Consider the following 13984-nt stretch of genomic DNA (forward strand, 5'->3'; position numbering starts at 1 on the left):
AAGCACCGCGCTACGTAAAAAGTACAAAAAATCCTGTCACCTCCCCCAGCCCCCGAGGCACTTACCCAGCGACAGACAATTAAAATCCAAATCTCAACCTTTCTAAAAAAAGAAACACTATGAACTCTCTAAAGAACATCGCACACAGCCTCCGCAGCTCAATCGCAGGTCTCATCATTCTCGCTTCAAGCGGAGTCGCATTCGCCGACTCCGTTGAACCGCTCGTCGACGACTTCAACGACGCTCAAAACAACAGTCTCGGGCTCCCACGCCAATTCATGAACGATACAATGGCCGGCGGGCAGACCTCTACCGAACAGACTGTAAAAGACGGCGTTTTTACCGCAAAGGGCGAGATCGTCCCGCCCCGCGGCCAACCCGGTTGGGCAAGTTCGATTCTTCTGCTCGATCCCGCGGGCGCTCCTGTTGACGCAAGCGCATATGAGGGGATTCGCCTTCGCCTCCGCATTAACAAAGGCATGATTTCGGTATCCGCCAACAGTACTGAAATCACAAACTTCGACTACCACGCCGCCATCGTCACCCGCAAGCCCGGCGATGACTTTCAAGAGGTCAAAATCCCATTCGATTCCATGAAACGTGCCTGGTCCGAGCAAACACCACTCAACGCCGCAACTCTCAACAGCATCAGCATCGTCGCCGTCGCTATGCAGAAGGACACCTTCGAGTTCGAACTAGACGAAGTGAGCTTCTATTAACAGGAGGGCAACACTCCGTTGTTGCCTAAACGTATCCATAAAATTTTACACCTACGCACCAAACGCACGCCATGACCGCTACAACCCTTACCAATCGCCTCGACTACCTCGACGCAGTCCGAGCCTTTGCGCTCCTTCTCGGAATCGTTTTTCACGCGGCCCTCTCCTTCGTTCCCATCTATATCGGTTGGGCGGTCATGGACGTGTCTACAAGCCCGCTTGTTCTGATCTTCATCTTGGTTAGCCATTCATTCCGAATGGAGCTCTTTTTCCTGATCGCTGGCTTTTTCAGCCACATGACCTTTCACAAAAGGGGGTCTGGTTCTTTTCTGAAGTCTCGCTTCGTCCGCATTGCGATTCCTTTCGTGATCGGATGGTTCATCCTACGTCCCTTGATCGTATCCGGCTGGGCGATGGGAGCGGAGAGCCTTCGAGGCGACGTGAATATTCTAAATGGCCTGATCATCGGATTCGGCTCACTCAGCGAGCTTCCCAGCGGCATTCTTGTAGGAACTCACTTATGGTTTCTCTACTATCTGCTTCTCATTACCAGCCTCTTCCTCCTTGTCCGCTCAACAATGCGTTTCTCCGATCGCTTTAGAAAAGCCATTCAAAAGACCGGTGACTCCCTCGTCCATTGGTTATCCACTTCTCGCTTCGCATTCGTGGCCCTCGCAATTCCAACCGCAATCGCCCTCAATTTCATGAGTCAGTGGGGAATGGATACACCGGACCTGTCGCTAACGCCTCACATCCCGGCGACCCTGATCTACGGAGGCTTCTTTGCGTTTGGCTGGGTTCTGCACCGCACCCCTGCCCTTATCGGCAACTTCTCTCGTCTGACCATTGGCCGATTCGTGATCTTCATCCTCAGTGCGGCAGCGACAATCATCCTATCCGACTACCAAGCCGACACGGGAAACCCATACTACGGATTCATTAAGGCAGCCTTCTGCCTCAGCTACTCATTCATGATGTGGACGCTCGTAGCCCTCTGTATCGGACTCTTCAAACGCTTCCTCGACCGACCTAATAAAGCAGTACGCTACATCGCTGATGCGTCCTACTGGCTTTACTTGATCCACCTTCCCATCGTCGTCTGGCTACAAGTCGCATTCGCCGAGCTTGAATTCCACTGGAGCATCAAGTTGGGCTGCATCTCGGCCCTCACTATCGGCATATCGCTCTTGATGTACGACCTACTCGTCCGCTCCACATTCATAGGAAAAACACTCAACGGCCGCAAAAAGAAGCGAGTCCTGTTTTCCTCAAACTCCGAAGGGCAACAATCCGTCGTTGCCGCCACCTCCCAGCAATAGGCTTCACAAAACCTCAAGGTAGCGGCCAATTCAGTAGGGCTGCCGCTCGCGGCACGCCGCGTCAGTTTTGATATTTTCACCTGCAACGCTGCATGGCGACAAGCGCCAGCCCTACAGGAAATTCAGTCGTGATGAACCACAAAAAAAAGAGCCCATTGTCGATTTGATCGAATCCCGTTCGTCTCCATTGTGAGCTAGTAATCTCTAGCTCCAAGCACAGACGAACGATTATGGAATACCTGCTACTGATTTACGAAGACGCGACCACCCCGGTCGAGTGCCAGACCCCAAGCAATGAAGACGGCCACTCTACGGTCCTCGACGAGTACATGGCCTTTACAAAAGAGGTAGAATCCGCCGGGATTCTACTCGGAGCCAATCCACTCCAACCAATCGAAACCGCAACAACGGTTCGTATCCGTAACGGTAAAACCGAAACCGTAGACGGTCCGTTTGCGGAGACGAAGGAAAACCTAGCCGGCTACTACCTTCTGAACTGCCAGTCTCAGGATGAAGCGCTCACGTGGGCCGCTAAAATCCCTGGAGCCAAATGGGGATCAATCGAAGTACGTCCCATAATGAACCTCACCTAACTCCACTTCACACTCCACACTCCACACTCACCACTCCCATGGAATACCTCCTCTTGATCTACGCTGACGAAAAGAACGATCCCGGTCGCTCCGATAACGAAGAGCAAAACGCCGAAATTCTAAACGAGTACATTTCCTTCACTCAAGAAGCCCGCGACGCCGGGGTTGTGCTCGGACTCAATCCACTGCAAACCACCGACGCAGCTACCACGGTGCGGGTTCGCAACGGAAAAACCGAGACAACAGACGGTCCCTTCGCGGAAACCAAGGAACAACTCGCTGGCTACTACCTCGTGGACTGCGACAATCTCGATCAAGCACTCGAATGGGCGGCTAAAGTCCCTGGGGCCAAATGGGGCTCCATCGAGGTGCGTCCAATTTGGAAACTTAGCGGCGAGTGAGCGACGTCGCTAGAGCGAAATTCAATGCAAGCATCAACGCCGCCGTGCACGATGCTTGGGGCCAAACCCTATCTGCGCTCGTTTACCGGATACGAGACTTCCAGCTGGCAGAGGATTCCCTACAGGAGGCGATTCTCACCGGATGGAAGAAATGGGCTGAAACAGGGATCCCTACCAAACCTCAATCCTGGCTCTACCGCACCGCTCTTCGCAAGGCCATCGACCAAATCCGGCGGAGTGAGAACTTCGAATCGAAACGGGAACATATCGAACTGCTTCATCAGTTAGAGCAAGATGATGATCTCAAGAATCCGGATACAGACATTCCCGATGAACGCTTGCGCCTGATATTTACTTGCTGCCACCCGGCTCTAGACAAAATAAATTGCGTGGCTCTCACTCTGAGAGCTGTAGGTGGCTTAACCACACGCGAAATCGCACGAGCCTTCCTCACTGAGGAATCAACCATGGCTCAACGCCTCACTCGAGCGAAGCGAAAGATACGGCTCGCTGGCATTCCTTATCGCGTTCCACCACCAGAACTTTGGCCTGAACGATTGGAAGCAGTTCTGTCCGTCATCTATTTCATCTTCAACGAAGGTTATTATTCCTCTAGCGGCACTTCTCTTCTGCGGCACGAACTCAGCGAGGAAGCCATCCACCTCGCTCGAATCCTATGCCAACTAGCGCCTCAGGAAACGGAGCCCCAAGGTCTATTGTCACTCATGCTCTTTCATCATGCGAGAGCTCGGTCTCGCACCGATAGCAACGGTGACTTCGTGCCCCTTGAACTCCAGGACCGGAACAAGTGGGGTCAGTCAAAGATCGCCGAAGCGGATCAGGTTCTGAAAGCCGCCCTCAAAGCAAAGTCACTTGGCCCCTATCAGCTCCAAGCCGCAATCAGCGGTACGCATTGCAAAGCAAGTGATTGGAAATCCACTGACTGGATACAAATATCACAACTCTACCGAGAGCTCTATAATTTGCAGCCAAACGAAGTCGTCCTTCTAAACAAAATTGTCGCAGACTCCCACATACAGCCGATTGAACAAAGTCTGCGTGACCTAGAAAGACTCGAATCGAAACTCTCCGATTACCAACCGTATCATGCCAGCAAAGCTGATCTACTACGACGAATGGGAGAGAGTAAGGCCGCCGCTTCGTCCTACCAGAAGGCCATGAAGCTCAGTACCAACGATTCGGAACGCAACTTTCTCCAAGCACGTCTCGATTCAATTTAGAAAAAACGACATCGCCTGTCGAAATACGACTTTCCCATTCGACTTCTTGTTGAACACCGCTGTTCGCCGACGCGAACAAGCGGCAACCTGAATCCAAAACAAAGAATAATAATGGGAAAATTAGGATACAACCACGGCGACTTCGGCTGGAACGAACTCGCAACAGACAACCCCGCCAAAGCGATAGCTTTCTACACAGAGATCTTCGGTTGGAAAACCGAGGAAATGGAGATGCCCTGCCAAGATGCAGACGGCAACACCTCAACCAACACATACACTGTGTTGGTCAACGGAGAGGAAAAGGTAGGCGGCATTCTGGCCAAGTCACCCGAGCAAGCGAACGCCCCTACGGCATGGATGCCGTATCTCACAGTAGACAATGTAGACCAGTCTGTTGAGAAGATCTTCGATCTCGGTGGAAAAGTCATCGCACCACCTTTCGATGTTCCAGTCGAAGACGGACCGCGCATCGCCATCATCCAAGATCCCGGCGGAGCAACCCTCGGAATCATAACCTACGTCAATCAAGCAGACGAAGTTCTCGCTTAGTCCCGCGATTTACGAGGTTCGGATCCTCACGTGTTTCATCGTGTCGATCCGAGCCTTCTCATGTGTGCAGCAGAGCTAGAACTCGAGTGTATAGTGTTAAGTGTGAAACGTGATGATCATGGAATCCATCGATCAACAAAGAGTAAAAGCCGACATAAGAACCAGATCATTCAGATTCGCGGTTCGCATAGTAAATCTATGCAGGTATCTCGAACGCGAATACAATGCCTCCAACAAAGTCCTAGCAAATCAACTCATCCGCTCGGGCACTTCAATAGGAGCCAACATAGAAGAGGCACAGGCTGCACAATCAAAAGCAGATTTCGCATCGAAGGTCTACATAGCGTGCAAAGAGGCCCGCGAGACCAACTACTGGCTCAGACTCCTAATGGCCACTGAAGTGATAAGCTCTGAGAGAACGCAGGACCTTCGAACTGAGTCCGAGGAAATAGTAGCCATCCTTACCACAATTAGCAGGACAGCAAAACAACGTTCGAAGGCTTAAACAAACTAACCACTACACACTATACACTAAAAACTTCACACTACGCCCCCTTCTCCGGCTTGTAGTAGCTGATTATCGATGCCCGAGCCAACTCGTGCTGCGTAACCGCGATGAAGGTAGATTGAGCGAGAGGCGTTTGAGCTGTTACCCCTAGGCTTTCGCAATCAAGCGCGTAAACCGTGTAGATATAGCTATGGGTAAAGTCTCCAAGCGGCGGACACGGTCCACAATAGGCAGCCATCCCTGTATCCACTTCTGCCATAAACGCTTTTTCAGGAAGGAGACCTTTCTCCGGGTTGCCTGCATCCGACGGCAACTCCGTTACTTCCGCTGGAATATCGAATACCGCCCAATGCCAGAATCCACTCGGAGTCGGAGCATCAGGGTCATGGCAGAAGATCGCGAAACTCTTCGTCCCTTCGGGCACATTCTCCCAAGCAAGATGCGGTGACACGTTTCCCCCATCGTATCCAAAAATATTAGCCAATTGCTCGTGGGTGAAGTTCCCACCCAAATCATCGCTGCGTAAGGTAAAAGTGGTTTTCATGGGATGAAAGGACAACACTCGATCCCTCCAGCATCAACATCAATCCTCTCGCTCCAAACCGGGAGGCCAAAACTATCACATCCCAAAATCAGATCGCGCTTCGAACTTATACAGAAGCGTCGGATCAAGGCCGCTCCAGATGAGCCACTTATCTTCGAATTGCAAATTCCAGGAATCGGGTTCCCCCCAAACCTTACCATCGTCAGAGCTGAGCAGGTAATACCCCACTCCCTCAGTTCCATCAATCCTCCGAACCCGCAACTCCAGCTTTCCGTCTTCCACGCGACTTTTTACGTCGATTCGTGAATCAAAATCAGTGGGATCCATCCTTAGCTTCCATTCTTCTCGAGTAGTGAGCGAGTCATGATCCATATCCAAATCCTCTATACCATCTCCTAGAGCCGCGATTTCTTCTTCCCTCCAGAATATCTTCAGCCAGTCCTCGAATACTCTAGGGTCGACGACTTCCACCTCGACGCTCTCCGTCTTCGAAACGCCCTCCGAGTCTTCAACCGACAAAGTTATAGCGTAACTCCCTTGCTCCAACTCCAGTTCTACATTCTGTCCGGAATAACCGATGCCACCCACCGTCCAAGTCCAAGAGGCAATCTTCCATTCTCCTCGAGTGAAGGCCCCACTTAGAGGCAAAACGCCGCGCCCGTCTGAGAAGTCAATCGAAACGCCAGGAGGTGCTATGATAGCGGGCACCAGCGTCTCCGGCTCAGCCGAGGGCACTTGCTCAACAAAACCTTCCGACAACTCAGCACTCCAATTGCTCGCCTCGTGCTCTACGCCATCCCAACCGTATCCAGTTCCCCAGACAGTGCCATCGTCTCTAACAACGATCCCCTCAGGACTAAAGTCCACGACACGACTCGCAAATAGCTGCTCTACACTGTCCTTCCATTTCGTCCAAACCAATGAATCCACTCTAATTCTCCACAGCGAGCCATCCCCTAAAAGCAGAAACAGATCTGTACCGTAACAGTCCATTTTTTGAATACCGCGGCTCAATCGCTCCGAAAACGAATCCCTGAACTCATCCGGAATCAAACTCAGCAATTTCCGTATTCCACCATTCTGCACAACCCAAAGCGAACCATCTTCCTTGAGTAGATAGGATGCCAGGTTCGAACAGGCCGCATCTATCACTCCCTCCACATCCATTTTCACCGGCTGATAAAACACACCGCCCTCTTCCGGCCTAATCGCGCCACTGCCATTCGCTCCCATTCCCCAGACGGTTCCGTCCTCCATCAGGGCCAACGAGTGATTCCAGCCCGTACGGGCGAGAAGCACGTCTGAATCTAAAACTCGTACGAACTGCCGAGACATCCATTCCGCCTCTCCCGCTCCCAGGAGACCATTTCGATTGCGACCGGCCACATGAAGGGAGCCGTCATCCATCACAACCAGAGTATGTTCTCGACCCGCCTCTATCGCTCGCACCCCTTCGCTAAACATCTCAACCGGCACGAAATTGTTCCAATTACCCGCCTTAGGTCCGAGCTGCCCTTCGTAACGCGACCCGTTCGCCCACAGAGAACCATCTTTCCGCAGAACCAAAAAGAAGTCTCTCCCTCCCGCGATTTTCTCAACATTCCCGCTATCATCCAAAATCCGAGGCAGATGCACCCAGCCACCATTTTGAACGCCTTCAAACACCTGATTCCAGTTCTGCCCCATAGCTGCAAAGAAACCATTTTCTGTTCGATAGAGACGAAGCGATCCTCCGTCCACAGCTTCCACGACTTTCCCCGTATCCGGTTTCTCAACACGTACGAGAACTTCATCGACATCCGTCACTCCCTCGTCGTCAGCGACCTCGAGTCGAACAGTCGTCTCGCCTTCTGGTAAATCGATAGAAGCTCTTCGCCCCGAAGCGCTCCCGCCATCCCACGTCCAAGTCCAACGTTGCACGCTCCAGTTGTCATAGGAAGCACTCCCGTCGAGCAGCACTTTCGCATTCGGTCCCAATGTCTCCCCGATGACTGTAAAGTCGTTTCCAGCGATCGCGACAGGCGGACTCGCCACAGGCTCAACAGTCGGCTCAAGTATCCGCTTGGGAATTGTATCATAGTGGAAAGTTCGTGCTCCTGAATGCGGATGCTGCCTGAAATATCGTTCAATTTTCCAAAGCGACCCATCGTCCTTCAGAGCCATCACATTAGCCCCTTGCATTTCGATCGAGACCACGTTCCCCCGGAACAAGGTCCGTTCATACTCATGATAGTCATTGCCGGGATCCGAGAGCACATGCCCCCAAAGCAAAGCAGAGCCATCCATCAGCGTAACCAAACTGTGGTATCCCGAACAATGGATGTCCTTCGCAACCACGCCTTCTAGCTTTTGGAAGCCAGTAACCCATTCCACATAATCCAAACCTAACTGCTGCCATTCATTCCAACCGGATACATAAACCGAGCCCTCTTCTGACAAAGCCATGAAATGTCGGTTGCCAGCAGAGACTTTCACGATCCCCGAATCAACTAAGCGGACCGGTGCATCGCTGATGACGGCATTGCCAGCGTCATAGTTAAAAATCCGCCCCATCCCCCAAAGCGAGCCGTCCTCTCTCACAAACGCGCTTGAGTCTTCGGAAGCCGCGATGGACAGCACATCTCCTACTCCGATCTCTCCAAACACAGAACTCTCCGAAAAACTCGCGAGCGGTCCGATTTGCCCATACTCATTCGTTCCGTATCCTAACAAAGCACCATCGGTCCGCAAAACGAGTCCGAAGTAATCTCCCAAAGCGATCTCGGAAACGCCCGACTCGATCAGTAGACGGTTGCCCAATCCACTTCCTTCCGCATCGTCGATCCCGTACTCCTCAGCGATCCGTCCGATGCCCCAAAGTGCACCATTCCCCTTAACGTAAGCAGTATCAAACGGGTGCCCGACTTTAGATGCCACCGCAAACGTTACGTCCTCATCGATTGGATACAGATCCCCGCTATGATTACTAAAATCGCCTTTCAACAGTTCCGCCGGATCACCAACGAGGTATAAAAGGCCGTTATCCATCAAAGCCAACGAATACCTGCCTCCTCCCGCGATTTGGGCCACAGACGCAACTTCACTCACGTTGATAACAACCGTGTATGAGCTACTCATCCCTCCTCCCCCGCTAACCTCTAAGTCAACGGTGGTTTCGCCCACTGGAAAATTCGCCTCCAGAACCTTCGAGTTTGATTGCCCGCCCTCCCAAGTCCAAGACCATGTCAGCTCCTCAGCCCCTCGAAAAACCACATGCGGCTCCACTCGCACCGCCTCCGATCCATTGTCATCAAGATCCGTATACAAATATTGATCTCGAACCGATACGATCGGCTTAATTGGCAGCCTCGGGTAGTAACCACTGACATAGGGAGCGGTTCGCCTGAACGTTTCCGCGTTGTCCGCCTCCCCGAAACTCCCTCTAGTCACACCGGTCGCCACGCCATCGTAATTAATTTGTGGATTCGAAAAATAACCGATAGGCACGCCCGGATCGTAGGCCATAATCGTCCGATACTGGAACGGCGGGACGTCAAAACGATGACCATAGGAAAAGCTAAACAAGCCCGGGCTCGCAGAATTCTCGCGGTCATGAGCTGCCCCCAAAGTATGGCCAACCTCATGCTCGAACAGGTGCGTGACTACCAAAGAGTATGAGTTGACGACCAAAAAACCGGTCTCCTCATCCCCATTCTCATCAGCCAGCAGGTAGGCAACTCCATCCGTTCCCAAGACACTTCCTTCACGTACAAGACAAACCAGATCCGCTCCCAGCTCATCGCGTAGATCCAAAACCTCATCCGCGACACCATCGCGCTCCGCAAGCCGAGCGAGATCCAAACTCATATCGCTAGTGTCTTGCACCAAGTCCGTGTGCTCGACCCCTACCAAACGCAGTCTCAGGTCTATCTCACTTCGCTCGAACGAAAAATTAGCCGAATCAACAGCCCCTTGCATCAAGGCAACCACACCGTCCTGCCCGTTGTGCTCCTTTCCAACAGGATCCGTATAGACCGCCAGCACATCGATTTCCGCGGACCATGCAAAAGACGCCGCAAAGCCAAGACAGGCGAGAAACATCGCCCAAGTGATCTGGAAACGAGCTTTCATTGAACAACCTCCCCTCGGCTACATACCCGACAATCACCAAGCTGCTTAACATCCACCAACGCTAAGATCTGCTCCCCGTCACCCCCGTCCCTGATACTCCAAGTTTCTCCCGTATCCGAGTTAACAATACTCCCGACCACAGCATCATTCGAATAACTCAAGACGACCCTGCTATGCGTCGCTCCTGTCACCGTGCCAAGATACGTCCCTCTAGCTGGCGAATGCGAAGTGTGCCGCTCAATCTTCAGTTCGACAAAATCTCCCCTTGGAGTCGGCAAACGCAAAATTCCATCTCGCGATTCGTCAAGCAACGCCCCGTCGATCTTAGGATCCAGCCGCCCCTTCCACGTTTCCACAATATGCTCATGGCTCTCGGAAGAGGTTTCAACCGCGATCCACTCACCAGCCCCCCTTCCTTCACCAGCCTCAGCAGGAACGACAGCCTCTGTTGTCACTGCCGCCAAGTCACTCCCCGCTCCAACCAACTCTCCTTGCTTCGTTTCGGATACCGTGAGCTGCTCATCCACTTTGCTCGGAACAGACCTCTCATTCATCTCAGGTTCACCATTCCGCCTGAACGCGAACAGTAAAAACGCGCTCAACACCAAACATGCTAAGGAAATCCCAAGTAGAACTCTCACCTGATCCGAAAAAAGGCGCTATTGCCTAGTTATTGCAACAAAACTAAGTAGGCAATCGCGCCAAACGAAACGACCTTCAACCATAGCGCTAACAATTTCCTCCACTGCACTCCCCCCGATACCAGCGAAAAAGGCCCAACCGCCTTAAGTCTAGATGCGGGCTAGTACGATTTTCACCGTATAGAGCTTGCCGTCCCGGTAAAATACGATCTCCACCTCATCCCCCGCGCTCCGTTCATCGAAAGCGTGATACAGGTCGTCTACAGTGCGAATCGTCTCTCCCTCGATCGAGCGTATCACATCCCCCAATACAACTCGACCATTGCGGCTAATTCCCACTCCACGCAGTCCCGCCGCATCCGCAGGAGATCCCGAATGCACTTCCTTGAGCATGATGCCCTGCCCTTGAATTCCAAACCGCCTCATCAAGGAATCGCTCGCGATCGTAACCCCAATGCCAGAACGCACAGGCTCCCCAAACTCGATAATCTGCCCAACAATCCGACTGATCGTATTCGAAGGAACCGCGAAGCCAATACCCGTCGAGTTCCTAAGAATCAGCGTATTCATCCCAATGAGACGCCCATGGCTATCGAGCAAAGGTCCGCCCGAGTTTCCCGGATTGATCGCCGCATCAGTCTGGATCATGTCCCGAATCGTCACATCCTTCACGATCGAAGCCATACTACGGCCCAAAGCCGAAATCGTCCCCACTGTAAGCGTATGGTCCAAGCCAAACGGATTTCCGATCGCAATGCTCTTTTGCCCCACAATCACGTCAGACGAGTCCGCGATAACCTCCCCCAAAGGGGTCACGTTCGTCCCCACCAGATCGATCTTCAAAACCGCCAGATCCTTGCTCGGCTCTTCCCCGATCTTCTCCGCCTCGTAAGTCTTCCCGTCGATCAAAGTCACCGCGATACGACTCGCCCCAGCCACCACGTGATAGTTCGTCACGATATGCCCCGATCGATCCCAGAGAAACCCGGATCCTGATCCTTGCGACACCTCCGAAACGCTCCAGGAGCGCGGATCGAACTGCTTCTGGATGTTATAGACAAAGACCACCGCTGGCGACGCCTTCTGGAAAATAGCGATCGTATTGCGCTCGTTTTGCAGAAATTCGCCCGCTTCCGGAATAACCGGCATATCCACCTGCAACGACCCGCCTGTGTCTTCAAACGCGACCCGAGCCAAATAGGTCACAGTGAAAATGGCCGCTGCAAAAACGACCAAAGGCAGAACAAAACGGTAAGGACTACGATTATCCGACATGAAAACCCTCAATACGATGTGTTGAATTTCTGGTTACGAAGCCAAAATCGCCCAGCGGCATCCCCAAAGCAAGACTCGATCCAAACAACCACCCTCCACCGCAAGCCACGCCTACCAAACCTCCTTTTTTTATTTGAGCCCCAATCCGCTTCCTCTAATCTCACACGCTGCAAAATGGCTGACTCCGAACAACAATTCGAAACCGCGATCTCCTCGCTCAAAGAAGCAAATTGCCGCATCACCGAGCCTCGCAAGGCCCTCCTGCGCCAGCTTATCGCGAGCGATAAACCGCTCAGCGCCGAGGACGCTCATGCGGCATTGGGGTCAGACAGCTTCGATCTCGTCACTGTCTACCGAAACCTAGAAACCTTCGAGACTGCAGGCATCGCGACCCGCATCCCCACCGAAGCTGGCAAGTCCTTGTTCGAACTCAACCTTGGCGAACACGAGCACCACCATCATCACATCATCTGCCGGAAGTGCCACAAAGCAGAGTGCCTCGACCACTGCGAAGTCGCCAAACTCGAAGCCATCGCCAACAAGCTCGGCTACACAGAGGTTACCCACGTGCTCGAGCTTTACGGAGTCTGCTCCGATTGCCGCTAACCAAAGGCAGCTGACTAACAGCTCAAAATCGCCTCCGCAGAGTCCGAGGCCTGATCAAGTTCGCCAGAAAACGTTCCGATCAAATTCACGTCCAAACGCGAGCGATTCCAGACATCCTCCAGCAGCGCGGGGCGAAACGCCGCCGGCATCTCCGGCCCACCCGCGCAACAGATGTAATCCGCCACATAAACGATGTCGACGAGCGGATAATAAAGCCTCCGTTTCAGCCCCAAAGGATGGTGATGGTATCCTGCCACGCACTGCAGCTCTTCCGGCAAGTTCCATTTTTTAAAGAGAATTCGCCCCGTGTCCTGATGCGAAAAGCCAAACGCCTCCTCTTCCACCAAATGAATCGGCGTCTCGGAGCTGATAGCTCTATCTATCACCCGCACCATCTCGTCGCGAAAGCCCTGAATCATAGCTAGCAAGCCGATGTCGTGCAACAGGCCTGCCGTATACAAAAGCTTCGGATCTACGATCGTCTTGATCAATTTCGGGGCATGCTCGTAAACCGCCTCCGCCAGCGTCGCGACGGTGAGGCTACGACGCCAAAAGCTCTGCAAATCAAAGCTCCCATCCGGCACAGTCACCTTTTTCAGAATTCCCAACGCCAGCGAGCACTGCACCACCGTACGCATCCCCAGCAGTTGGGCCGCCTCCTCTATGCTGCCGACACTCTCCCCGTTGTTGTAAACCGAAGAGTTCGCCAATCGCAGCAAACTTGCCGCCAACTCAGGATCCTTCCGAGCCACCGCCACCACATCCTCAATATCCGAATGCGGATCATTCGCGATACGGCGAAGATGGATGAACGAATCCGGCAAATTCGCCAACGTAAACCCATCCGACAAGAAATCGACTACCTCTTGCTTTGTCACTGAGCCATCCCCTCAAGCGGTCCGAACGCCAAGAAAACGCCCCGAAGGCGAGACCGTCGACGCAAGATTCGATAGGCCATACCATAGGCCAAACTGAGAGCATTCATGTTAGAGTTGGATAAGCGTTACTGATACCGAGTTCCTTCTACTTCGGACGAACACGCACCCGAAGTTAGAGATAATCCAAATTTTTCAACCCCAAGCCCTTATATTTCTCGGGAAATGCCACTTCCACTTCGCGCGCCCCAATTAATGGTAAGGAAATGTCCCCCGTATCCCTATCCCAATCTCCCCGCCTCCCGCACAAGGATTCATCTACGCGCTCCCCCGCACAGACACCCAAGGTAGCGTCCCCTGTCCCAGCGGACACAACGATTCCAGGAGGGCAATGCTCCGTCATTGCCAACAACCTTATACAACACGCAAAAAGATTTGATCAAGTAGCGCTGTTCTTGCTTAGTGCGCATCCCCTTTGGGGACGGGACTGAATTTGCCTTTAGCCTAGCTACCCCCCCCTGCCAGGCACCCCAAAAAAAGGTACATCCGCAAAGACATTGGAAACTGCTGCACATGGGGATTTAACTGATTGTGGGAGCGGCC

The 13984-nt window shown here is 52.8% G+C and carries 13 protein-coding genes; 8 read left to right on the plus strand and 5 right to left on the minus strand.

Annotated elements, in window-relative coordinates:
• Positions 1–119: 119 nt before the first annotated feature.
• The 7 genes from JIN87_RS26850 to JIN87_RS26880 all read left to right on the plus strand — a co-directional run bounded on the left by JIN87_RS26850 (position 120) and on the right by JIN87_RS26880 (position 5327).
• On the plus strand, positions 120–719 hold the full coding sequence (locus JIN87_RS26850) for a CIA30 family protein (protein ID WP_200359608.1): 600 nt from the start codon (positions 120–122) through the stop codon (positions 717–719).
• Between the two features lie 71 nt (positions 720–790).
• On the plus strand, positions 791–2038 hold the full coding sequence (locus tag JIN87_RS26855) for an acyltransferase family protein (RefSeq protein WP_200359611.1): 1248 nt from the start codon (positions 791–793) through the stop codon (positions 2036–2038).
• A 230-nt stretch (positions 2039–2268) separates the two neighbouring features.
• Positions 2269–2631 (plus strand): YciI family protein, encoded by a 363-nt coding sequence (locus JIN87_RS26860; protein ID WP_200359613.1) that lies wholly within the window; start codon positions 2269–2271, stop codon positions 2629–2631.
• Between the two features lie 38 nt (positions 2632–2669).
• A complete protein-coding gene (locus tag JIN87_RS26865) occupies positions 2670–3032 on the plus strand; it encodes a YciI family protein (RefSeq protein ID WP_200359614.1) in 363 nt (120 codons plus the stop codon).
• Positions 3029–4273 (plus strand): RNA polymerase sigma factor, encoded by a 1245-nt coding sequence (locus JIN87_RS26870; RefSeq protein ID WP_200359616.1) that lies wholly within the window; start codon positions 3029–3031, stop codon positions 4271–4273. The genes JIN87_RS26865 and JIN87_RS26870 overlap by 4 nt, the downstream gene beginning before the upstream one ends.
• Positions 4274–4384: 111 nt before the next feature.
• Entirely contained in the window at positions 4385–4822 is a 438-nt protein-coding gene (locus tag JIN87_RS26875) for a VOC family protein (RefSeq protein ID WP_200359619.1), read from the plus strand.
• Positions 4823–4940: 118 nt separating this feature from the next.
• Positions 4941–5327, plus strand: a complete 387-nt coding sequence (locus JIN87_RS26880) for a four helix bundle protein (protein WP_200359621.1) — start codon at positions 4941–4943, stop codon at positions 5325–5327.
• Between the two features lie 40 nt (positions 5328–5367).
• On the opposite strand, the gene JIN87_RS26885 is transcribed toward JIN87_RS26880, so the two are convergent.
• From JIN87_RS26885 to JIN87_RS26900, 4 genes are all read right to left on the minus strand, one after another.
• Positions 5368–5874 (minus strand): YbhB/YbcL family Raf kinase inhibitor-like protein, encoded by a 507-nt coding sequence (locus JIN87_RS26885; RefSeq protein ID WP_200359623.1) that lies wholly within the window; start codon positions 5872–5874, stop codon positions 5368–5370.
• Positions 5875–5949: 75 nt separating this feature from the next.
• Positions 5950–9984, minus strand: a complete 4035-nt coding sequence (locus JIN87_RS26890) for a M12 family metallo-peptidase (RefSeq protein ID WP_200359625.1) — start codon at positions 9982–9984, stop codon at positions 5950–5952.
• Positions 9981–10538 carry a hypothetical protein gene (locus JIN87_RS26895; RefSeq protein WP_200359627.1) on the minus strand — a complete coding sequence of 186 codons (558 nt, stop codon included), beginning with the start codon at positions 10536–10538 and terminating at the stop codon, positions 9981–9983. The genes JIN87_RS26890 and JIN87_RS26895 overlap by 4 nt, the downstream gene beginning before the upstream one ends.
• Before the next feature lie 237 nt (positions 10539–10775).
• Positions 10776–11900 carry a S1C family serine protease gene (locus JIN87_RS26900; RefSeq protein ID WP_200359629.1) on the minus strand — a complete coding sequence of 375 codons (1125 nt, stop codon included), beginning with the start codon at positions 11898–11900 and terminating at the stop codon, positions 10776–10778.
• A gap of 174 nt (positions 11901–12074) precedes the next feature.
• Here JIN87_RS26900 and JIN87_RS26905 point away from each other — a divergent pair, with 174 nt between their 5' ends.
• Complete coding sequence (locus JIN87_RS26905; RefSeq protein WP_200359631.1) at positions 12075–12506, plus strand: Fur family transcriptional regulator; 432 nt, start codon at positions 12075–12077, stop codon at positions 12504–12506.
• Positions 12507–12520: 14 nt separating this feature from the next.
• Here the strand turns inward: JIN87_RS26905 and JIN87_RS26910 are convergent, their stop codons facing one another.
• Positions 12521–13384, minus strand: coding sequence for an HDOD domain-containing protein (locus JIN87_RS26910; RefSeq protein ID WP_200359633.1), 864 nt, complete (start codon positions 13382–13384; stop codon positions 12521–12523).
• Between the last annotated feature and the right edge of the window lie 600 nt (positions 13385–13984).

The sequence above is a fragment of the Pelagicoccus mobilis genome, assembly GCF_016595505.1.
Taxonomy (GTDB): domain Bacteria; phylum Verrucomicrobiota; class Verrucomicrobiia; order Opitutales; family Opitutaceae; genus Pelagicoccus; species Pelagicoccus mobilis.